Raw genomic sequence first — 22,006 nt, 5'->3', positions numbered from 1 at the left:
CCTCTGATTACGAAATCCATTATGCCACAAAGCTCTAACTTAGGGCATGAAATTCTCAACGGTGCGTTTTTGAGGTGGCCTATTCGACATGACCTCTACCTTACGCACGCGAATATCTCGATATGCGTGGAATCGACTGAGCCACGCTGCCCGACGACTTGGAGAACACGCACGTGGTCGAAGGTGTCGTTCGGGTAGAGCCCCAAATGCGAATAGGCGGAGTGGTCGCGCGCGATCTGCCAAGCACAGAAGGCATCGATGATCGTCTTTGCGACGTTATCCACGTCAAGTGATCGACCGGCCTTCGACACGCCGATGCGGAATGCCCACCACAGCGGATCAGCGGGCAGATCGTTAAGAGCTGCTCCTGTAGCCGCCCGGCGATAGTTTTCGCGGCGATCCCGATCGGTCCTACCCGGCTGCATGTCTGCATAGGAATGTGCCCACGGCACTTCCAAGTCGAGCACCTTCACAAATCGTTCCACGTCGTCCAGGTTGAAGTTGTGCATCGCCCTGTCCCCCTCATCATCGCTACGCTTTGTGATCCGCCGCCGGTTGAGGTTGTGTGAAAACACCTCTTCCGGGACCCCTCAACGGACGATCCGTAATACTGGTCGCTTATCGTCGTCGCCCAACATCTCGTTCAGGTGGCTCACTGTCCAGCACAGCTCGATCGCAAGGTCGCGCCGGCTGAGCCCGTACCGCTCCGCAAGATCGAGCGCATCGCGGAGTAGTGAGGGCACCTCGCCCCTGTAGACAGAGATCGGTTCGTCACGGCGCAATTCAGCAGTCGAATTAAGTCGCTGATACGCACGTCGTACAGATACATCGGAAACGACGCGAAGTTCGCCCATCCTCCTAACTAGCGACTGCACCGAAACACCCCATTCGCTACTCAGTTTCTCAAGAGCAGCGATACGCATGGTCCGCGGCAGCAGCGGCGCGATTTCTGCTTGCGGCGTGAGAAGTTCGGCAGCAAACTCGTCAGCCTCTCTCTCCTGCTGACGGTCACCCGGGAGCGGACTCGCATGCAAGATCAAGTGTCCAAGTTCGTGCGCGCATGTGAAGCGGTACCGATAGACCGACGATGCTCTCTCAGGCGTCACGATCACCAGCGGCCGGCCAAGGGCGTCAGTGGAGTACGCGCTGACTCGTCCTACCGATTCGTTCGTCAGCGAAATCAGACTGACAACAATCCCGCGGGACTCCATCAACGCCGCGAGATGTGGCAGTGGCCCCCGTCCGATCTCCCATGCCGTTCGCAGCATCTGAGCGGCACGTGCCGGTGACGTCCCCTCGGGAATGCTTGGTAGGTCAACATCAGGTAGGCGCACTCGCTTCTCAAGTGCGTAGGTCAACTCCCACAGTTGCTCAGCATGGGTCGCGGCTTTCGCGCGATCCTTAGCTCGAGTCGATCGAAGACTACGAAAATGCGCATTCGCAGCATCAAGCCGCCCAATAGGACGGCCCGCCGCAAAGAACTCGATGGGAAACTTCAAGATCTTGGACAGCTCCGGCAGGAGTTCGTGGCGCGGTTTTGTTGCACCGGTTTCATACTGACCAACTGCCGCCGCAGACACGTTAAGTCGTTCTGCCAGTTCGCCCTTCGTCAGCTCCGCGAGAACTCGGGCCTGCGTCAGTCGAGCCGAGTCAAAGGCGCGAACAACGTCATCGATGCTCGATCCGCGCTCTCCAAAAAGCTGCAATTCGCCTTGGGTCTCGTCAGTCATCGTCTGATGCCGGGAGGCCAGAACCCTCGTCCGGTTCCGATCGGTGGCGGAGTTCCTTCTTCGGCAACTCTCCGGCAGTGAACGACTTGCTGCTGTCGACGACAGTAATCGGAGTCGGGGCAGCTACGTCTTCTAGGTCTTCAGTGAATCCCCACGCTATGCGGCCGTCGTCTGTTACCCGGGCTTCGCCCCAGCTCATCTCATGGAGACCCATCGGTGAGCTTGAGATCGCGACAACCACAACCTTGTTAGCGGTCATTGAGGAATCGCCCATTGCAGCTTCGATCGTCTCCGCCAGTTCCTTTTCTTCGTCACTGAGACCGGCGTCGGGCATACCGATCTCGAACTTGCCTTGCGTCGCAACACCATCCAGCTCGAACATCGCCAAACGGGCATCCGAGGTTGCAAACGGAACCGACCCCATCTCCTCACCACGGGCACGCCCCCAACGCCACGCAAAAAGTGCGACTCCGTTGATCACCGGAATCCGGTAGGGGGCTCTACCTGGACGGATCAACGTGGCATGAGACAGATTGTCGAATTCCTCAAACCGCTCCAAGATTCCGTGCCAGAACTGGCCGTACACGCCCTGGCTCCGGTGGCCGGAAGCTTCCTGCGCATCTACCAACGCTGAGTGTTCTTCCCGGACAAGCTCAGCGGCCCGTCCACGGATGTACGCACCGTACTCACCAAACGTCTCGATGGCCCATCGGCGGCCTTCGTCCACGAGATCACGACCTTCCTTTAGTCAACGATCAGCAGGCTATCAATACACTTTATTTTTGGACGGCATCGACACGCAGGGCATTCATACTTTGGTGGGTTTGACCGTTTGCATCGCCGTCGCCTGTACTCCAAGCAGCTGGCAGCAGCATCTGACCCGCGGCGCTAGTAGTCCACCGCGGCGTTCGACTCGTACAAGGCCTTCGCGTCCGTGGCGTCACGCACTGCATTGCGCGCGGATTGCTTCGTCAGGTCCAGCACCCGCAGCGTGTCACCGACCTTCGCCACCGCTTCTATGCGGCCGTACTCAGAGCCGAACGTCTCGGCGAAGTCGGCGAGCCCGCGCAGCTTCGGCATAGCGTCGGACATGTGATGTCCGTGAGGGTCGACGATGTCGGCGGCGATCGAGCCGTCAGAGCGGCGGGAGAAGAACAGAAAATCGGGTCGCAACGCCTTGAACGCACCGCTGGACGGGTCGCGGTATGCGATCGCCAGCGAGTCCTTCGCCATGCGCGACGGGTTTCGCCACCATGCGACAAAACCGGCAGCTTTCATCTCCTGCTCTAGTACCAGCGTCTCCCAGTCGTTCAGATTGGTTGGCAAGTCGCCATTCTCGTCGCACAGCAGATGGTGCTTCTTGGTTTGAAGGTCGGATTCGTTTCCGGCGGCGTCGCGGATCTTGGTATCTGCTTGCCCGGTCCGCGGTCGGGTAAGCAGGATGGGCTGCGGTTGAGTCGTCATCGATTCAAGCTCGTCGTAAACGGCCTGCCGTTCGTCGGGCAGGCCCTTGCGCTGCACGCGGGTTTGCAGCAGCCAGTCAGCGGCGAGTTTGTTTGCCTCGTCGTCGATATCCTCTGACGCTTCAGGCACAAGAGCCAGCGATGCCAATTGGACAGTCGCCTCGCGCAGTTCGTCATCGTCGGCGTGCTCGCCAGCCAGGTGCCCGACATAGGTCCGCGCGAGGTCGGCACTGAAGACACGGCCTGCGGCCCTGTATGAGTCCTGGATCGCACGGTTGTCCGCGGTGTCGGTGAAAGTCTTGCGGGAGATCGCGGTGTTGCTGTGCAGCTTTCCGCGCAGCTCTTCACCTTCCATCGTGAGGACATCCTTGACGGCTTCGTCGATCTTGGCCTTGTACTGGACCCGCCGCCCATCGAGTACCGCGTGCAGGTGCGCGTGCGCCTGCTTCCCAGCATCGGTGACCAGATCGTCGTCGGCGAGTGCCTTCGCGATCGCGGTGAGTCGCTTGATGGGCTTCGCCGCACGCTTCGGAATCGTCTGGGACGATATGGCTTCGAAGCGTTCCCAAACATCTTCCGGGACATCGGGATTGGGTAGAAGCACCACCGGGTCGAACAGCACCCGTCGGCCTGGCCCGCCGCCAGAATCACCGGCACCGCCACCCGTAGCGCCGCGCATCAGCTCCTCGGCGACCGCAGTGGCCGTCCTCCGGTCGAAGAATGGCAGCAGGCACTCGACGGAGTTCAACACTTGATCGCCGGGGATTCGGCGTGCGAGGGGTGTGCGCACCATGCGGCCCAGCAGCTGCGTGATATGAGTGGGGTCGACGGCAGGGCGGAAGGAGACGAGGACCTCAGCGCGCGGGCAGTCCCAGCCCGTGCTGATCGCGGTCTTTGCGAACAACACCCGTATCCACTCCGACTCCTGGACAGTCTCCGGCGCGACATACGGGACCGGGACCTGGTTCACCGACAGGTCCTGGTGCTCGCCGAAAACGTTCGCGAACGACTGGGTGGGCAGATCCGTCCACTCTTCGAAGACCGCATCGACCGCCCTCGCTACCGCGGTCTGCGTCGCGGCGGCGTCGCCATCGCGCACCTGCACCACCAGGAGGGGCACCACGGGATCAGTGTCGCCCTGCTCCTTCGCGTACCGAGCCCACGCCTTAGTGCTCGCGATCACCTTCCGCACAGCACGCTTGAGGAGCACGGTGTCGAAGACACCCGACTCACTCGGGATGGAGAGCACGATGTCGTCCTTGAGCAGACCCGACTCCTGTACTAGCGCAGCGTCCACCTCAACCGCGGGCAACGCCACCCGCCCGTGAGCACCGTCCCTGAAGGCGTCTTCGAAGTTCTGTGTCGTCGCGGAGATACCCCACACGATCGGCATCGGCGGTGTCGTGCCGTGCCCGTTAACCAGCCGCTGAACGATGGTGGTCCGATCACCCGCTGAGGTGTTCCACCCACGATGTGCTTCGTCCTGCACGAAGTACAACGTCAGCCGGTCGTCGGCAATCGTCTCGGCGATGACGTCGTAGATGTTGTTCTGCACGTCGTCGGGACGGGGCACCAACGCCATCTCGTCGGCGTCGCCGTTGCGGTCACCTCGCACGAGTCGCCCGCCCCTGCTGAGCTTCTGCGTATTGAGGAAATAGACGTTGCCGGGTTGCAGCTTCGGCTCGTTGAAGGTGGATTCGATGATCCGCAACCGCGAGTCGAGCTGCTCACCGCCCGCAGCCTGAATCCGCCGGCGTGACTGCTCATTCAGGCTGGGATCGTCGCTGAACCAGAGGACTACTGCGCCGGGGTCCGCGCCGAAGTCGAACTCGTCGCTCCCAAAGAACAGCGCTTCGATAACGGCCGCCGCCATCACAGTCTTTCCGGCGCCGGTCACGGCAGAGAGCGCGAACCGAGACCTGGAGCCGAACTGATTGTAAAGGCTGCGCGCTTGAGTGAGGTTGTCGAGTACACCCGCGACGGCGCCCACTTGGTAGTCCTTGAGCGTGTACTCCATCAGGCGAACCTCCCGGAGTTGATCTCGAAGTTCCGCAGATAGGACTCGTACAGCTGCACGGGCTGCACGCCCTTCGGGAGCTCGCGGCACACCATCTGGAAGGCGAGGTCGTCGTCGGTGACGATGTAGGCCATCACTACACCCGGCGTCTTCCTTACCTCTGCCACGAATCGCGCTGCGGAATCGAGGTCTTCGAGCAGGCCATATACGTCGGTGATTGTAGGTTCCAAACTCGCGTGGCATCTCTCAATTGCCTGACCTGCAGCGATGCAAGTTGTCTCACGCGATGTCATCCGGCTTCTGTCTCAGTTTCTTGTCATTTTTCAGATGAGGGCGCTGGCGCGTTCCGACATTCGCCACCGCTCGCGCTGCTCGCTGGTGGTGTTACGTCACGTGACGGCGCAGGCGTCTCCCGGCCTGTTTCAGTGGCGCCACTGATCGACAGCGTGATAGCTGCATCTCGCGCGGCGACTGATTACTCATTTGCGTAAGTGCAATCCTCTGTGGGACAACGGGACTGGCCCTGATGGATAGTCTCTATTCTCCATCATTGAAAACGCCGTTGTTATCAGATGAATCACGCAGGAACGGGCCGGGGTGCGGGTGTACTCGGGCAGAGGATCGGCGACTTGGGCGCTGCCGCAGCGGGACTCGGAGCGGGCTCCCCCCATTTCAACGATGGTGACGTCAAACACTGATTTCTCGCGTACACCTTCTCGTCTCGCTAACCGAACCCGCACCGTCTGGCGACGCCTTGGGTCACCGCGATCATGTAGCCCCCCAAACGTGCACTACCGTTCGGTAGTCGCAGCGGCTAGCAGCGCCGCGAGTATCGCTTCCTGGGTGGGCACATCCAACCGGCAGTATTCACCGGGCTGCGGAAGCTGGTCGCAGCGCATTACGTCGGTCCCGTCAATCAACTCCGAGAGTGACGGGAACCTGCCGGAACGCTCAACGATTGGTTCGTCGATACCAAGAGTGGACAGACACTCGACAAACACATTACGAGCCGCCTCTGCATTGGGGCAGCCCGGGCTGCTGAGAATCTCTATTCACAACCTAGCCCCTTCCAACAGGCGTCACAGCCAACATCCGGATGAGGAACTTCTTGCGATCCGCAGACGACGCAGCCTTCACCGACATTGTGAAATTTCCGCGGCCATGGCTCGCCGTTGGCGCAGCGAAAGACGCTGGGTCGATCAGCACGGAGGCGATCAGCGCTTTGCGCGAGCAGTTCTGAGCAGTTGCACCGCTTCGCGCTCCTCGACGATATCCGGTGGCACGAAGGCGCGCGGCTGTGGCGCGGTTGAGCCATCGACGGGTTCGATTTCGATCAGCGTGGTACCAGATGACGAGGCCTGCGCCAGGCGGGACGTTCCGACGTCTGCGGTGAGCACATTGGGATTACCATGGCGGTCAAGCGAACCCGATACACCCGGATCCTCCGGATCGAACCACGCTCCCGTCGCCAGCACGACGACCCCGGGCCGCACATCGTCAGTGATCACCGCTCCAGCGAGGCAGGAACCGCGGGAGTTCCACAGTCGTACTACTTCGCCGGAGAGGATGCCTCGCTTGTTCGCATCAAGTGGATTGATCTGCATTGGCTCTCGGTCGGCGACCTTGCCAGCGCGGCTGTAGGAGCCGTTGTCGTACTGGCTGTGTAGGCGACGACTCGGCTGATTCGACACGAGGTGAAGAGGCGACCGCTCGCCCGAGGGTGCGCCGAGCCATTCGCGCGGCTCTATCCACTTCGGGTGGGCCGGGCAGTCGTCGTAGCCGAATTCCGCGATTGTCGCCGAGGTAATTTCGATCTTGCCTGAAGGCGTGTCCAGCGGGTGACGTTCGGGATCGTCGCGAAGTAACATGAAGCTGCCGGTCTGCGGATCAGCGGGCTCGGGCAGTGTCACGTGATGCTGTTGCCAGAATGTGTCGAACGGTGGTATCTCCACAGTTTCAGCCAGGCCTGTGCGAGTGCGCTCGTATAGTTCGCGCACCCACGCGCTGGCGTCTCGACCCTCGGTGAACTGATCCCTGAAACCGAGCCGGGTCGCCAGATCGGAGAAAATCTCGTAGTCGGTGACAACTCCCGAGGGCGGTTCCACCGCGCGATGCATGGCGCTCAATGTCGTATCGGAAGAGCCGGAAGCGATGTCCTCCCGCTCCAAAGACGTTGCGATCGGGAAGACGATGTCGGCAAATCTAGCGTTAGCGTTCCACCACGACTCATGGACAATGACTGTCTCTGGGCGCTGCCACGCGCGCACGAGGCGATGAAGATCCTGATGATGGTGGAAGGGATTGCCGCCTGCCCAGTAAATCATTCGGATGTCCGGATAATGCAGTGACCGCCCGTTGTACTCGAATGAATCACCTGGAAAGAGCAGCATGTCGGCAATCCGTGCTACCGGAATGAAATTCTTGACTGGGTTTTCGCCCTGGGAGAGAGCGGCTTTCGGGTGAGAGCCGCGGCGAACGCCGATCTGCAGAGTGCCCAGACCAGCAGCGAACCCTCCACCGCGACGGCCGAGCGACCCTGAGATAGCGGAAAGAACAAGGCCCATCCAGTGCGCCTGTTCGCCGTGGTCCATCCGCTGCAGTGACCAGCTGACGTTGATTACCGTACGGGATGTGGCGATCTTGGTCGCCAGGGATCGGATCGTTGTGGCGTCGATCTCGGTCAACCGCGAGGCCCACTTCGCATCCTTCTGTACGCCGTCGCTCCGGCCGAGTAGGTAATCAGCAAATGCTTCGAAACCCACGCAACAGCGATTGAGAAAGTCCTTGTCGTGGTGGTCAGATACCACGATTTCGTATGCGAGGCCGAGCATTAACGCCACATCTGATCCCGGGCGAATAGGTAGCCAGTCGCCGCCGAGCGCGTCGTCGGAATCGGAACGGACAGGTGACACGTTCACGAAACGGACTCCGGCCGCTCGGCAACGGTCCTGGAGTGCGGGAACGACGTGGTCGCCAATTCCACCCTGGCAGATCGCGGCGTTCTTGCGCGCCAACCCGCCGAAAGAAACTACAAGTTCACCTTCGGCGGCGATCTCGGCGTAGGTCGGTCCCCGAGTCGAGATACTCATTGGCAGCCCGCCGATGACATGGGGCATGATCACCTCAAGCGCACCGACGCTATAAGTGTTTACCGAGTCGACGTATCCGCCGGCCATTCCCATGAATCGATGGATCTGACTTTTCGCGTGATGAAAGCGGCCGGCGCTGGCCCACCCATAAGAGCCTGCGTAGATCGCGGCGTTGCCGAAAGTACCACGTACACGTTCAATCTCGGCGGCAACAAGGTCGACCGCGAAGTCGTGAGGCACGGGTACGAAACGGTCACGGCCGCGTCGACCGCGCGCCGGGCCCGGTCCTTCGGCAAGCCATCCCTCACGCACCATGGGCTGCGTTATGCGGACGGCGTCGCGGTGGGCGCTGGCCATACCTGACCCGATCGGTGAGGGTGCGCTGTCTTCGGGGGTGGGTTCGAGCGAGACGACCCTTCCGTTGTCGCTGAGGACCGTGTAATTGCCCCAATGCGTCGCGGTGGCGGTGCGTTTCGTTTCTGCTACCACGGGGGGCCGCCCATCCCCGGCTGAGCGCCGCTGCAACTGTATGCTCGCATGCGACCTTCCTCGCGCAGTCTCGTCGCGTGATGGGGGCTTCGAGCGTTCTTCCACGGCGACTTGCCGTTCGTATCGCCGCTGCGAATACCCAACGGATGTTGTATCGTCCACGAAGACCCGCCGGGGCGACGATGAGCGAAGCCTGAGTGGCGGACACAGGAAAGTTGTCTGGACAAGGTCAGTGCACCGTCCATCCCCCGTCAACAACGAGTGTCTGTCCGGTCATGTAGCCAAGGCGGTTGGAGGCCAGAACTGCTACGGCATCGGCGATCTCATCGGGCTGAGCGACACGACCCATCGGAATCTCGGCTTCAATGGCAGATCGTAGACGTGGCTGGTTCAGTCGCCACCGTGTCATGGGTGTTTCCACCATTCCGGGACACACTGCGTTCGCGCGGATGCCGTGTTGGGCATAGTCGAGTGCAATCGACTTAGTGAACTGGATCGCTGCGCCCTTCGATGTCGTGTACGCGCACCGGCCGGGAAACGCAACCATGCCTGCTGCGGAAGCGATGGTGATCACGTGGCCGTCTCGGCGCTGAAGCATGTGGGGCAGGACCGCTCGCGTACACAGAAAAGGACCTCGAACATTGACCGCGAGTACGCGCTCCCACTCGCCGACGGCAGTGTTATGGCAATCGGCGGCCTCGGCAGAGCCACTGATTCCGGCGTTATTGATCAGCACGTCCACCCTGCCGAACCGCTCCGATACCGCGCATATTGCTTGCTCAACACTCGTGGGATCGGTGACGTCCACACAGACGGTCAATGGTTCCGCCGCTGACCCACCCAAAGGCGTGCCGGGCGGCGCACTGAGATCTAAAGCTGCAACACACATTCCATCGTCAAGTAGTCGTGACACGATGGCTGCGCCGATTCCAGACAGCGCACCAGTGACCACAGCGACACGGCGCTCAGGCATGGCGTGGTCCGACTGCGGCGATTGAACTCGCTGTCTCCACGAGGCACATGAGCCCATCCTCCAATTAGAGGTCTTCAAGGTGTGCCTGCCCGGCGCGAATTCGGCTGAGCTGAATGAAATGCTCTGGATTGAGGTAAAGCTCGTTGAGCTCGCCGATTTCGTCGATGGTGAAGCCCTCTGGCCGGCGTACGAGGTAGTCGAGGTACTGAAACGCATCCTTGGCCCCGTATCCCACATGGTGGGCGCCGACGATGCGCCGTGAGTCACCGTCGATCACAAGTTTGAACCAGCCCGAAAGTGCGGGCTCGACAAACGAATACAGCATCGATCCCTCGGCCGCTGGCAGCGGGAAGGTCTCCGGGTTGACGCGGTCCGGAGGCATCTGGATCTTCACGACATTGCTGTACCGTTGCCGCGCCTCCTGCTCGGACAGACCTAGCCAGGTGACCTCGTAGGTCGTGTGGAGGAAGTCGGGGTAGTCGGTCAGGTTGATCTCGTGCTGGTCGCCAATGATGTTGCGGGCAGCGGTTACCCCCGTGCGGCGTGCCTTGAACATCTCCATTGGCCCGGCGAGCAAGTCGCCGGCCGCCCACACGCAGTCGACGGACGTCCGCATCGTTCGATCGGTCGTGATGAACCCGCGCTCGTCGACATCGATGCCCAATGCCTCGACAAATGGCGCCGACATCGGCCGTTCGCCGGTGGCGATGAACACCATGTCGCATGGGACTTGCCGCAGCGATCCATTGCCGTCGCGGAAGCAGACACTGCTCGCGCGGCGATCGCCCTCGATGGACAGAACCTCCACGCCGTGTTCGAAGGTGATTCCCCGACGAACCATCATGTCGACGACGTAATCGCGCAGACCATCGTCAACGTGGTGCAGCGACTTCGATGTCAGAACCGGACGGCGGCTCAGGATGGTGGTCTGGCACCCGGTGGCCTGGAAGAACGATGCGTACTCGACGGCTACCTTGGATCCGCCGATGACCACGCATCGACTGGGTTCATAGTCCAGCTTGTCGACCAGTGACGCGAAATCGTAGACGTTCTCGAGTTCTGTTCCGGCAATGGCGGGTAACTGGGTTCGTGCTCCCGTGCACAGGACGATGTTCTTGGCCCGGAATCGGTAGCCGTCGGCCTCCACCGTGTGTTCGTCGATGACGCGAGCCCGGCTGTTAAGGACGTACTCCAACCCCAGCTGTTCCTTGGATTGCCAGTTCATCACGGCGTGCGGGAAGACTCGCCCGGATCTGAATAGTTCCACGACGTCGAGGATCCGCGCCTGGTCGGGATCGAATTGGGGGTACCAGAGCTTGCCGGACATGGTGCGTGCCAGGTCGAGCTCACGTGCACATTCGGAGAAGAGGTGGTGGGGAACGCAGGCCTGATGGGGACACGAGCCGCCAAGGAATGGCCATGCGTCGATAACCAGTTGTCGGCCACCGCGAGCACGCAGATAGGCTGAACCGAAGCGGCCCGCCGCTCCCCCACCGATGAAGATCGCATCGTACTCGCGGCTGTCTTCATCGGGGGTGGCGACATTCCAAATCGCCTCTTCGCTTGCGTTGCTGACGAACTCGTTGACGAGGACTGACCACTCGCCGACTGTCAACGGCTGATCACTGGTGCCCACATCGCCGACTGGGATCTCCCGGCCGGTCCCTGCGATGAACCTGCGCAGGGAGGCGAATCCATCGCTGGAGTGCCGAACGTCCATTGGTCGCCGGTCCTTTCGCTGTCCTGCGCATCGACGCATGCCTTCGGAGCACTATTCGACGCACCGAATGCACACGCTTCCCAACCCCAATACGTAGGTGCGGAAATGATCACCGTGTACGCATCCACCCGCATCGCCGGCCGCGATGTCCCGGCCCGTGTTGGTGATGAAGACAGCGAGGGAGGCGACTCCATCACTTGAGCGTCGAACGTCCATTGGTCGCCGGTCCTTTCGCTGTCCTGCGCATCGGCGCATGCCTGCGGAGCCCTACTCGGCGCACCGAATGCACACACTTCCCAAACCCAATACATCAGTGCGGAAATGATCGCCAGGCTGCGCGGCGACGGATCGGTGCATACTGCCCGTCAGCACGATATGACCGCGCCGCATCGCACTCTCAGACGCAATAAGCATCCGTGCGACCGCAATGATGCCGACGCACGGGGACTGTCGCATCGATGCGCCTTCGCCGGCGGCAACCACCCGCCCGTTTCGGTTGAGTGTCGCCAGACTGTCGCGCAACACATTCCTGCGAATCGATGGTGCGCCAACGGCGATAGCGACGGATTCGGACTCGGAGTCCCCGCAACCGGCGACGAGCCGCAGAACTGGAAACGCGGACGCGATGTAATCGGTAGGCACTGCCGCCTTCTCACGGTCGACAACGGCGGCGCCAACCAGAAAGCCGACGTGGGTTTCCACCCGAGGGGCGGTTAGTGCGCCGACGCTGACCGCCGAGCAATCCTGCACAAACACCTCGCGAGTAACCGGTTCTACATAGTCATCGATTCCGGTTCCGAAAGTAGATATCCGAGGCGACAGCACGTACCCAGCCGGCTGCGATAGGCCAGCGTCGGTGGAGATAGGGCCGGGATCGTTGAAAAAGCCATCGTCGGTGTCGTTCTCGAGGAAGGCCGAACGTAGTTCTCGAAGGTTGAGCATGGCCTACCTGCCTCCTCGGCGTGGCGAATACATTCCGGGAGGGCTTTCTATCCGGACGGGACAAAGCGGTCGAAAAAGATGTGACGGTCTTTGCAGCCGCTGCTCGTCAGAACATCAAGTGCCGCGTCGATCATGGCGGGAGGACCGCAAAGGTATGACTCGTGGCCCTTCGTGCTAGGAAAATGGCGCTTGAGAACTTCAGTGATCAGACCGGTTTCACCGTCCCAGGGCGTGTCGTCGGGATCGCTCAGTGCGGGAATGAAGGTGAACCAGTCATGTTCGTTTTCCAGTTCACGAAGTTTGTCAACCATCGGCAGGTCGGCGGCCGTGCGCGCGCCGTAGAGGAAGGTGGCCGGGCGCTCGTTGTTCGACTCGATGAGATCAGCGAGCATCGAAAGCACCGGGGCGATGCCCGATCCGCCGGCGATGAAGATGATCGGCCGGTATGACAACCGAATTGCGAACTGGCCGAGCGGTCCCCGCAGTTTCATCGTGGTACCCTCGGCGATTTCCTTGCCGACCTGCGACGTGAAACGGCCACCGGGGATGACCCGCACCACCAGGTGCACGCGCGAACTGATACTGGGCGGGTTGGCCATCGAGAACGACCGCCACTCGTCGTCTGAGCCCGGCACCTGCACCTCGATATACTGGCCGGGAACAAACGTGATGTTCGAGGGTTCGTCCAGTTTGATCTCGATGCCCGCGATGTCGTGTGTGTAGTCGACGATCCGGTCGACCGTGCCGGTGAACTCGACGATGTTCTGCCCGGCGTTGTATTCCTCGTCGGTCAGGTCATCCATCGTGTCGCTGACGTCGACGACGAGGTCGCCTTCGGGGTATGTCGAGCAGAGCAGCACGACGCCGGCGTCGCGGTCGGCGTCGCTGAGCGAGAACGATGTTCCGTCGCTCTGTGTAAAGTCGCCTTCCACCACTTCGGCGCGGCAAGTACTGCATCCGCCGTGCTTGCAGCCGTACTTGACGAATCGACCGTTGCGCAGGATCGCCGACAGCACCGTCTCTCCCGGCTCGACGGGGAATGTCTCACCGAACGGTTGCACCGTCACTGTGTCACCCATGGTGTAGTGCTCTCCAGTCATGCCAGTTGGTGGGGGTCTCGATCGAGGTCGATGGGCCCGTGGCGCCCGCAGGTGGGAAGGGGGCTGCCACGGGCCCATCAGGTTTACTTCAGCGGGTCCTTCACCTCGTAGTGCAGCCGGCGGATGTCGTCGATCGTCCACATCCGTTCGGCGTTCAGGTGCGGCTGGCCGATCAGGGTCTTCCCGTCGGGGCGGACGTAGCCCAGTGCCAGGATGACGTCGGCCAGGTCCATGCCGTCGAATCGTTCCCACCAGTTGGCGCAGCCCGAGTAGATCGTCGGGTTGAGGTTGAAGATCCACTCGCAACCCTCGCTGCACACGGCGAACTTCTTGCCTTCCCCGTAGACGATGCGCGTCTCGGGTGCATGGATACTCGGCACCACGCACGGAACGTGGCACACCTGGCAGAACGCAGGCAGGGCGGGCAGCTCCTGTAGCAGAATCCGGGCCGACGACGGATCGCTCATGTCGCGGAACGCATCCCACAGGCCGCCGTAAGACTTTGTCCACCCCGGGTAGTGGTTCTCGAACCACTCGTAGTCGGCAGGCCCCATCGGATCGGTCCGCCAGAAGTTCAGCGGCCACATCGCCGCGAGCGCGATCGCCACGGAGTGATGCATTTCGTCGACAAAGCGCGCAACATCGCCGAGACGCGCCGGCGGCTTGAGGCCGAACGGGCTCAGCCGGCTCATGTACGAGCCGACGAAGTCGTCGACGACCCACTCTTCCCATACATCCTTGTAAGCCCACGGACGCTCCACCGCGAAGTACTCCGAGAGCACACCGACCAGGGTGTCCATCGACTGATGTTGGTGCCAGAAGTGACGGTCCAAAGACTCCTGCAGGAACGGCAGGTTGTCGTGCTCCTGGATGACGCTCATAAGGGTGCCGTAGCCGTTGGCCATGTGGCGCGACTCGTCGGACTGGATCGACAGGAATGCGGTGGGCATCGCGTGCTCACCGTTGACCGCGGCGACCTGGGGCAGCGCGACCACCAGCGGGTTGGTGTAAGCCGTCTCCAACACAATGTTCAGACACATCGAGACCTCCACCGGGTCACCGGTGTTGAACGGCTGAAACGATGCCCGCGCCAGGGTGCCAACGGGGTGGTTCCCCAGACCAATCTGACCGATGTCGAAGCCGGCCGGATCGTGGTAGTTCTTCAGGTAGTACTTGCGCAGCGCGACCTCGATCTGGGTGTGGCGGACCTCGTCGAGCATCTGGCCGGCGTAGCCCTGTCTGAGTTCCTGGTTTTTCATGGACGCGATCAGGAACCCGGCCCCGCAGACGGCCTGGTATTCGGCGTCGGTGAAGCTGGGGATGCCGAACTTCATACCTTCGATGAAGCGCGGCTCGGCGGACGTTGCGTTACGGTATCGGACGTTGCTGTCCAAGCCTCCATAGACGCGGTTGTCCTTTTCGGATTCCATTGCGGCGTATCCCCGCAACATCGACCGGAACGGGTCCTTGCCTTTGGGCGGGATGATGTAACGGGTCGGGAATTTCGGGTCAGGCTTCGCGTAGTCGAAGCCCCAGTCGTACTTCTTGGACTTTTCGTGAACTACTTCGAGTTTGGGACTAGCCATGTTGGTTGACTCCGTTTCGCGGATTTAGCGGTGGATGTAGTGGGGTGTATTAGTCGCGGAATCGTTCCGGCAGGATCTCCGAATGGATCTCGATCTCGTGATCCTTAACGACAATCCGGCCGTAGTACGTGGTCATGTTCACGAGGAAGTCGTGGACGGTGTAGGGCTTGCCGAGTCGATCGCTGAGTTCGTTCATGTCGAAGCTCAGCAGACCGTCACGCTCGATCTTGTAGAAGACGTCGTTGTCGGTGATCTTGGCGTCCGGCATCAGCTCAGCGACCATGTCTACGGCAACGTTGGTCTCTTCGCTTCCGATCAACGAAATCCCAACGGTGTCACGAACTTTGGTGCGGTCGCGGGAGGGTGTGGGTGCTGACACAGTGGTGTACCTGACTTTCGGGCTAGTTGACGAGTTGGGATTCGAGGTTGATTTCGGCGAGGTATCGAGTCTGTTTGGCGCGAATCTCGGCCATCGCATCCTCGTAGGTGGTTGGCTGCACCGGGGCCCGCGTGAAAACCGGGGCAAACGCATCGCAGGCCTTCACGGAGTAGGTGTTCCACTTCGCAATCCACGAGCTGATGATGGATCGGTTGTGGGCGCCGTGCTCGGGATCCTCGACGAGATGACGTATCAGTTCCTTCGTCCACGCACGCGTTCTCACGGTGTCCGCCTCGGAAGAGGCGATGACCGAAGGCGTCACCAAATCGCCGTTGGCGCCGGCGAATCGGGAGAAGTACTCAATCTTTGCCAGTTCGCCGAACAGCTGATCGAAGCAGAGATTTAACGCGACGACGACTTCCATCCAGTCGTCGAGAGCGATGACATTCTCGATGGCTTCGCGGGCTCCCTGCCATACCGGATCTTCCTTCCAGACCTGAAGGGAGTCGGAATCGTCGAAGTCAGGATGCGCCTCGGCCAGTTCGAACGAGTAGTAGACAACGTCCTGCAGGTGGCGCAGTTTGTCGGCAGCCTCGAAAACCATCGAGAAGGTAACGGTGTCAGACAGCGCCTCTCGCTCGGCATAGCACAACGCGAGGAACATGCCGTACTCGACGAACGGGTAGGTCATGTAGTGCTTGGCGAGGCCTTCCCTCACCCACTCCGGCTTGGCGAAGTCGAACAGTCCCGCCGCGTCAGCGCCGATAAACGTGTTCTGCAAAGCCTTTTCGGCCTCGTGCACGCCGGCGATGTAGGAACGGTTCATCGTCTGATTCGGATCGCGATATGTATACCAGTCGGATGACCGCAGGGCGGTCGAACCTGCGGTATAAGGATCGCGACCGTCGTCAAAACGGACTGGCCAACCCTGGAATGCGAATTGAGCGGGGGTGGACTGCTGGCCGACGGTGAGATCCTCATACTCGGTGGGGCGTTTCCCCTTTGGCGTCACCCACGTAAAGGTCCGGTTTCCGGAAAGGACCTCACGCTGTGGTACCGCGTGGTTGACAGTCATCTAGACGACTCCTTCTTGTTTCATAGCGCGGGCACTAGCTCCGTCGTTGACTTCGCTGTAGATCTTCGATTGGTTCCCAAACCTGTTGGGGGCGCGGGAGAACCAACGTTGAAGGTCTGGACTTGATATTCGCGGGTGACCGCCTGGTTCACATCGTCCTGCGATGACGTTTTCCGTTCAGCCACATGTCTTGTCAGGTCAGGTCGCACCCGGCCGTGCCGGACGATCCACTTGAGCCGGCCGGTCCTAACTGTGTTCGAACACCTGGACTCGATTCCGGCCGCCGTGTTTGACGCAGCGTCGACCGTCAGTCGCGACATCACAGATTTTTGTCGCGGGTTTGAGCCCAACGCTCGCACCAGCGCTGACCCCAGTCCACCGCAAAGCCGGCGAGGACGGCCGCGGAGATGCCTATTGCCCATGTCATGATTTGATCCGCCTTTCGCGATGTACCAGTGCCGCAACTAGTTACGTCTGGTTAGTTCGGCACGAACGATCGCCGCGCCATCGGCCAGTGCGTGCAGTTTGCTCGCCGAGATCATCCGGTTGAGGTTGATCAATCCGCAGTCTGTGGACAGCGCAAGCTGCTCAGCCGGGACAAATTCCAGCACCGACCTGATCCGGTCGGCTACCTCGTCGGCTGTTTCGGTGATCGTTGATTTGACGTCGATGACACCAGCGACAAACGGGCGGTCCCAGTTGTTGTCGAGAAGTGGTTTGAGATCATCAGGCCCGGTCCGACCCACCTCGTAGTTCAATGCGGTGATATTGGTTTGCAGCACCTTCGGGAAGATTGCTGCCGCACGCTCAGTTCCGGCCGAGTGGCTGGTCCTCTTGTCGAGGACCCAGGCGCCGAATTCCTTTTCATTCTCCTCCGGCAAATACCCTGGTGTACCCGAGTAGTTTCCCCAGCAGGTATGAACCCAGAAGTCGCAGCTGATGCCCTCCATCGCGTAGTTGATCGCATCGACCTCCCAGTCCCCGATGCCATAGGGCCACACGAACTCGTCGAGTTGGATGATGTCGCAGCCGTTCTGCTCGATCTCTTTGAAGTCCTCTTTGAACGCCTTCGCGATTGCGATGCCCAGTTCGCGTTCTTCGGAGTAAAAATTGTTCGTCGCCGCAGCGGCCAGTACCTGAATACCAACGTAGGACACCTTGACTGGCTTCTTCGTTGCCTTTCGGGTGGCTCGAAGCGTCGCTAGATGGAAGGGATGCTCGCGTTGTACTTCGGATTCCACGATCGGCGAGTACAGGGTGGAGTAGATCGGCAGTCCGATGTTTGTTCCCGACGGTCTGAATCCGCTCATACGCTCGTAGTAGTGATAGATGATCGATGCGTACGGTGAGTCCCCGCCATAGACCTTCCCGTCGGAAATGATGTCGAGTCCAGCTGCTTCTTGGTCGTGGACGATAGCCAGAACCGCATCTTCAAACGCTTCTCTGCTGATCGCGTCGTAGACAAATTCCCCCTTGGGGAATTGAGCGAATCCGTGTCCGTCGTACCACCGCGGGTTCGGATAGTTGCCAACCATAGTCGTGGGCAGCAGGACGTCTGTCGACCCAACTTTCATTGTGTTCGCTCCTTCATAACGGGCAAATAGTCCAGCTGCCAGGCTAAAACGACACCGCTCCCACCGCGTCGTCCCCACGAGCCCAAGTGACGGGCCAGACGTGTCCTACAGGGACGTCGATTTCCAGTCGACCGCGACAGCGTCCGTGTCGGTCACGATGACCGGATTCAACGTCAGCGTCGAGATATCGGGGTACTCAGCGCACAGCTGCCCCACCTGCACGACAACATCCGCCAAGCGGTCCAGGTTGATCGGGGATGTTCCCCGGGCGCCGGACAGGATCGGGTAGCCAGCCAATCCGGAGATGAGAGCGACCGCCTCGCGGTGTCGAATTGGTGCCAGCGCGAAGGCTATGTCGTTGAGGATTTCTACCCATATCCCGCCAAGGCCCACCATCACCACGGGCCCCAACGAGGAATCGTTTACCGCACCCACCATGATTTCGACACCGGCGAGCTGGGGCTGCACGAGGAGTCCGCCGCCGCCAGCGCGGGTGATCAGATCTGCGGCGGCTGCTGTCAGCTCGTGCCGGGACTTGATGTTCAGGCGTACGCCGTCGCGCTCCGTGCGGTGTTCGGCAGCGGCGATCTTAATCACCGCAGGGAACTGGACATCGGTGTGCTCGACTTCGTCGAGGGAGCGGCACAGCCTGCTCGGGGCGGTGGGTATCCCGAAACGAGTCAGCAATTCTGCCAACTCGGTCTGATCCTTCGAAAGTTGTGGACGTGACGGATCGGGAAGCGGCTGCAGGGGCGTTACTCCGCGCGCGCGCGCTTGGCTGTAGCGGTAGACATGCCCGACGGCTCGCGCGCTGCGAGTGGGTCCGTCAAAACACGGAATGCCGGCATCCTGCAGTGGTTGTAGCGTAGCGCGAACCGCGCGGCCGACGATCGTGCACACATAGATCGGGACCGCGGCAGTCGGTGGTCTCGACCCACCACAACGGGTAGCGATGGCCTGAACGGTCTCCTCGTCCTCAGCGGCTCGATGCGTGAGCAGAACCACCACGGCATCGAGTTCTCCTGACTCAGCAAGGATTTCGGCGATCCCCGGATAGAGCTGAGAATATCGTGACCATACCGGCGTGATGTCTACCGGATTGCGCGCGCTGGCAAATCCGGGGAGCAGAGCGGCAATGCGGTCACGCAACGCATCCGATAAGACAGGAACCGACAATCCCTGTTGGGCAAGTGCGTCGACCATCTCGACGGCGGCACCTCCTGAATTGGACACCACGCCGATACGTGGCCCCGCGAGTAGCGGCTGCATGTCGAATGCCTGTGCGGTGTCAAAGAGTTCCTCGCCTGAACTCACCTGGGCGGCGCCCGCCTGCGCCAACGCGTCGCGCAGCATCGAGCTCGGCGCCGCCACGGCGCCGGTATGGCTTGCCGCTGAGCGTGCACCGGCATCCGTCTGGCCGGCCTTGTACACCACCACAGGTTTACAAGGTGTGGTCAACCGAACTTGTTCGATGAACGCTCGCGCGTCGGGCAGGCTCTCCACGGCAAAACACAACGTCGTGCTCGTGGGGTCGCTCCGAAACTCGGCCAGGAGTTCGGCGGCGGACACATCGGCGGCATTGCCGAGCGCGATGACCTTGCTGAACCGAACCCGGTCGTCATGGGAGTACGCCCGCGCTGCCATGGCGTAGGTTCCTGCCTGACTCACCAAGGCAATCCCGCCACCGGCCAGCGGTAGGCCGCCCGCGATCGACGCGTTCAAAAGAGCGTTACAGTCCTGCACGCCAAAGCAGTTCGGGCCGATCACCCGCGCGGGGCGCGCCGCAGCAATGACCTCCGCCTGCCGATCCCTGCCCGCGGTGCCAGTCTCGGCGAAGCCCGCGGACAGCACCACGATCACCGTCGCTTTGCGCGCCAGCTGATCGACTATCGAGGCAACGATTGGGCCTGGTGTCGCGACGACCGCTAAATCGATGTCGTGACAGTCCTCGCCGAGCACGTCACCGCTGCCCTTGCAGATGAGTTCGCCGGGGAATGCTCCAAGGTTCTCCGTGAGTAGCCGGCCGAGTGTGCCCGGCCGCTGTGAGGCGCCGACTAACAGCACACGCCGCGGCGTGAACAGTGCGGTCAGCAGCAGCATGGCGCGTGATCTGTCCGGCGGAAGCGCCGGCCGAGTTCACGCTGGTCGAATTCCAGGCGCCGACATGCCAGCGGGTCGATGGCGCGCACCTCCGCGAGCTCGGCGACGCTCGGTGGGTGCAACAGTCCGGGCGAGAGGTCGACGATGAGGTCGAACTTCGTTGCGGCACGAACCTCGTCGATGGTGACGTCGGGCCACACCGCACGGAGGCGCGCGTGGTTGTCGGCCGAGAAGTCGAACACCCCGAGTTCCGTGATGAGCCACTTTGGACCGCGCCCGGTGTAGCCGAGCTCTGTGCGCGACCCCTGCGGGGTCTTGTGGCCGATATCGGTGATGAAGTCCACCTTGTCGACCAACGTGCGACCGCTTCGGTGCCGTGTTGTCCACAGCGTGAGTTCCCCGATGGTGGCCGATATGTTACATCCGCCGCCGCCTCCACCCAGTTTGACTTTGGGCCGCAGCGGATCTGGGCCGATGGCGGTCACGTTGGTGTTGCCGTATCCGTCGATCTGCCCGCCGGAGACGAACATGCGGTCGATGTCGCCGCGCAGCGCAGCGTCGAAGAATTCTTCGAATCGCATTCTGTACGCCGCGTCGCGATGCAGGGCTAGGTCGTTGCCCGTTGGTGGGATAAACACGGGGTCGGGATTGACCGCATATGTGGCGCCCTCGATCAGGATCATGTCGCGCGCATGGGTGCGACGCGCAACATGCATTGCGACCTGCGCGCAGGGGCTGGCGAAACCGTGAAAGACGGCTTCCCTGTCGCGAATGGTCCGCGCCAGTGCCACCACGAACCACTCGTCGAAGCTCCATTCGTCACCGCTCATTGAAACAACTCCTGCCATTGCTGTGTCGAGCCCGTCCACCCCGTCAGACGTTGTGCATCGATTTCCTGGCGGTAGGATTCCTCCCCGCGGTAGACGTAACGCTCCAGATAGGCTGAGACGGCTTCGGGTCCTTGTTTGGCCGCGTCGAGATACGTCCTCAAATGCGTTCGGTCGTAGGCGTATTGGGGATAGCACGACGATGGATGGGCTCCGAAAGGCACCTCGGCCACCGCGGTCACCAGGTGACCGGGAATGACAATGCCCGCCGCGGCCACGGCTTCGGGGCTCTTGACGCTCTCGACTGTTGCCACCACTCGAGTCGACGCGGAGGCAAACCGCTCATCCAGAACAAACGGTTGGTCGATGTGCAAGTTGCCGTATCTGTCGCCGAGCGGTGCGTGGATGCACGCCACGTCGGGAACCAGGGGCGGTACCGCCGTGAGCTTCTCACCGGTGAAGGGGCATTCGATTTGGCCGTACTCCCGGTGCAGGCTGGCGATCCCGGTTCCTTTCACGCCACGAACGGGCAGGAAGGGTACCCCCATTTCGGCCGCGCGCAGCTGCGTGAGGATCGTCGCGCAGCAACTCTCCCGTACCTCGATCGTGCCCGAGGTGGCAGCGAGGCGAAAAGCCGGAGCCAAACCCAGGTCCTGTTCAAAGCCGACGTAGCTTTCTTCGCAGATCGCAACACTTCCCGCTGCCACCAGCATGTCGACGTCAATGCTGTGCGCGGATCCGACCAGATGCAGATCGTGGCGGTCGAGCCGAATCATCTCGCGCACCAATGCCATTGGAAGTCGGCCGCACAGACCACCGCCCAGGGCAACGATGTTGCCACTCTGGATCAGCTGCGCCGCCTCGGACAATGATCTGCGCTTGTCCACGTACGGGGAGAACCTGCTCATCGAATACCCGCGCATCCTGTCAGTCCACTGAACC

At 61.2% G+C, this 22,006-nt stretch carries 17 protein-coding genes; all 17 read right to left on the bottom strand.

The window, feature by feature from the left end; all coding sequences use genetic code 11:
• Positions 1–95: 95 nt before the first annotated feature.
• Positions 96–509: a hypothetical protein gene (locus MYCSM_RS09135; RefSeq protein ID WP_015305862.1), complete on the bottom strand. Its 414-nt coding sequence runs from the start codon at positions 507–509 to the stop codon at positions 96–98.
• Between the two features lie 81 nt (positions 510–590).
• A complete protein-coding gene (locus tag MYCSM_RS09130) occupies positions 591–1,730 on the bottom strand; it encodes an XRE family transcriptional regulator (RefSeq protein WP_015305861.1) in 1,140 nt (379 codons plus the stop codon).
• Entirely contained in the window at positions 1,723–2,457 is a 735-nt protein-coding gene (locus tag MYCSM_RS09125) for a hypothetical protein (RefSeq protein WP_015305860.1), read from the bottom strand. The genes MYCSM_RS09130 and MYCSM_RS09125 overlap by 8 nt, the downstream gene beginning before the upstream one ends.
• 161 nt (positions 2,458–2,618) lie before the next feature.
• Complete coding sequence (locus MYCSM_RS09120) at positions 2,619–5,210, bottom strand: DEAD/DEAH box helicase (protein ID WP_015305859.1); 2,592 nt, start codon at positions 5,208–5,210, stop codon at positions 2,619–2,621.
• The gene (locus MYCSM_RS09115) at positions 5,210–5,440 is read right to left on the bottom strand and encodes a hypothetical protein (protein WP_051073727.1); all 231 of its coding nucleotides are present in this window, start codon (positions 5,438–5,440) and stop codon (positions 5,210–5,212) included. The genes MYCSM_RS09120 and MYCSM_RS09115 overlap by 1 nt, the downstream gene beginning before the upstream one ends.
• A 984-nt stretch (positions 5,441–6,424) precedes the next feature.
• The gene (locus MYCSM_RS09105; RefSeq protein WP_015305858.1) at positions 6,425–8,788 is read right to left on the bottom strand and encodes a molybdopterin-dependent oxidoreductase; all 2,364 of its coding nucleotides are present in this window, start codon (positions 8,786–8,788) and stop codon (positions 6,425–6,427) included.
• 229 nt (positions 8,789–9,017) lie between these two features.
• A complete protein-coding gene (locus MYCSM_RS09100; RefSeq protein ID WP_015305857.1) occupies positions 9,018–9,761 on the bottom strand; it encodes an SDR family NAD(P)-dependent oxidoreductase in 744 nt (247 codons plus the stop codon).
• A 64-nt stretch (positions 9,762–9,825) separates the two neighbouring features.
• Positions 9,826–11,481 carry an FAD-dependent oxidoreductase gene (locus MYCSM_RS09095; protein WP_015305856.1) on the bottom strand — a complete coding sequence of 552 codons (1,656 nt, stop codon included), beginning with the start codon at positions 11,479–11,481 and terminating at the stop codon, positions 9,826–9,828.
• 267 nt (positions 11,482–11,748) lie between these two features.
• Positions 11,749–12,423: a hypothetical protein gene (locus MYCSM_RS09090; RefSeq protein WP_015305854.1), complete on the bottom strand. Its 675-nt coding sequence runs from the start codon at positions 12,421–12,423 to the stop codon at positions 11,749–11,751.
• 47 nt (positions 12,424–12,470) lie between these two features.
• A complete protein-coding gene (locus MYCSM_RS09085; RefSeq protein ID WP_041313616.1) occupies positions 12,471–13,502 on the bottom strand; it encodes an NADH:ubiquinone reductase (Na(+)-transporting) subunit F in 1,032 nt (343 codons plus the stop codon).
• Between the two features lie 104 nt (positions 13,503–13,606).
• The gene (locus tag MYCSM_RS09080) at positions 13,607–15,109 is read right to left on the bottom strand and encodes an aromatic/alkene/methane monooxygenase hydroxylase/oxygenase subunit alpha (protein WP_015305852.1); all 1,503 of its coding nucleotides are present in this window, start codon (positions 15,107–15,109) and stop codon (positions 13,607–13,609) included.
• A gap of 49 nt (positions 15,110–15,158) precedes the next feature.
• Complete coding sequence (locus MYCSM_RS09075; protein WP_015305851.1) at positions 15,159–15,488, bottom strand: MmoB/DmpM family protein; 330 nt, start codon at positions 15,486–15,488, stop codon at positions 15,159–15,161.
• A 22-nt stretch (positions 15,489–15,510) separates the two neighbouring features.
• Positions 15,511–16,563, bottom strand: coding sequence for an aromatic/alkene monooxygenase hydroxylase subunit beta (locus MYCSM_RS09070; protein WP_015305850.1), 1,053 nt, complete (start codon positions 16,561–16,563; stop codon positions 15,511–15,513).
• A gap of 464 nt (positions 16,564–17,027) precedes the next feature.
• On the bottom strand, positions 17,028–18,215 hold the full coding sequence (locus MYCSM_RS09065) for a cobalamin-independent methionine synthase II family protein (protein ID WP_232425751.1): 1,188 nt from the start codon (positions 18,213–18,215) through the stop codon (positions 17,028–17,030).
• A gap of 27 nt (positions 18,216–18,242) precedes the next feature.
• The gene (locus tag MYCSM_RS09060; protein ID WP_015305847.1) at positions 18,243–20,237 is read right to left on the bottom strand and encodes an acetate--CoA ligase family protein; all 1,995 of its coding nucleotides are present in this window, start codon (positions 20,235–20,237) and stop codon (positions 18,243–18,245) included.
• On the bottom strand, positions 20,225–21,067 hold the full coding sequence (locus MYCSM_RS09055; protein WP_015305846.1) for an acyl CoA--acetate/3-ketoacid CoA transferase subunit beta: 843 nt from the start codon (positions 21,065–21,067) through the stop codon (positions 20,225–20,227). The genes MYCSM_RS09060 and MYCSM_RS09055 overlap by 13 nt, the downstream gene beginning before the upstream one ends.
• Entirely contained in the window at positions 21,064–21,972 is a 909-nt protein-coding gene (locus MYCSM_RS09050; protein WP_232425750.1) for a CoA transferase subunit A, read from the bottom strand. Before MYCSM_RS09050 ends, MYCSM_RS09055 begins: the two co-directional genes overlap by 4 nt.
• Between the last annotated feature and the right edge of the window lie 34 nt (positions 21,973–22,006).

The organism is Mycobacterium sp. JS623 (assembly GCF_000328565.1).
Lineage (GTDB): Bacteria > Actinomycetota > Actinomycetes > Mycobacteriales > Mycobacteriaceae > Mycobacterium.
The sequence above is the reverse complement of the archived record's forward strand: the minus strand, read 5'-3'. Positions and strand labels throughout refer to the sequence as shown.

Bases quoted from the DNA above. Each gene is read 5' to 3' on its own strand.
- MYCSM_RS09130 (WP_015305861.1), bottom strand. From the start codon at position 1,730: ATGACTGACGAGACCCAAGGCGAATTGCAGCTTTTTGGAGAGCGCGGA.
- MYCSM_RS09135 (WP_015305862.1), bottom strand. From the start codon at position 509: ATGCACAACTTCAACCTGGACGACGTGGAACGATTTGTGAAGGTGCTC.
- MYCSM_RS09085 (WP_041313616.1), bottom strand. From the start codon at position 13,502: ATGGGTGACACAGTGACGGTGCAACCGTTCGGTGAGACATTCCCCGTC.
- MYCSM_RS09120 (WP_015305859.1), bottom strand. From the start codon at position 5,210: ATGGAGTACACGCTCAAGGACTACCAAGTGGGCGCCGTCGCGGGTGTA.
- MYCSM_RS09055 (WP_015305846.1), bottom strand. From the start codon at position 21,067: ATGAGCGGTGACGAATGGAGCTTCGACGAGTGGTTCGTGGTGGCACTG.
- MYCSM_RS09070 (WP_015305850.1), bottom strand. From the start codon at position 16,563: ATGACTGTCAACCACGCGGTACCACAGCGTGAGGTCCTTTCCGGAAAC.
- MYCSM_RS09100 (WP_015305857.1), bottom strand. From the start codon at position 9,761: ATGCCTGAGCGCCGTGTCGCTGTGGTCACTGGTGCGCTGTCTGGAATC.
- MYCSM_RS09080 (WP_015305852.1), bottom strand. From the start codon at position 15,109: ATGGCTAGTCCCAAACTCGAAGTAGTTCACGAAAAGTCCAAGAAGTAC.
- MYCSM_RS09095 (WP_015305856.1), bottom strand. From the start codon at position 11,481: ATGGACGTTCGGCACTCCAGCGATGGATTCGCCTCCCTGCGCAGGTTC.
- MYCSM_RS09060 (WP_015305847.1), bottom strand. From the start codon at position 20,237: ATGCTGCTGCTGACCGCACTGTTCACGCCGCGGCGTGTGCTGTTAGTC.
- MYCSM_RS09090 (WP_015305854.1), bottom strand. From the start codon at position 12,423: ATGCTCAACCTTCGAGAACTACGTTCGGCCTTCCTCGAGAACGACACC.
- MYCSM_RS09050 (WP_232425750.1), bottom strand. From the start codon at position 21,972: ATGAGCAGGTTCTCCCCGTACGTGGACAAGCGCAGATCATTGTCCGAG.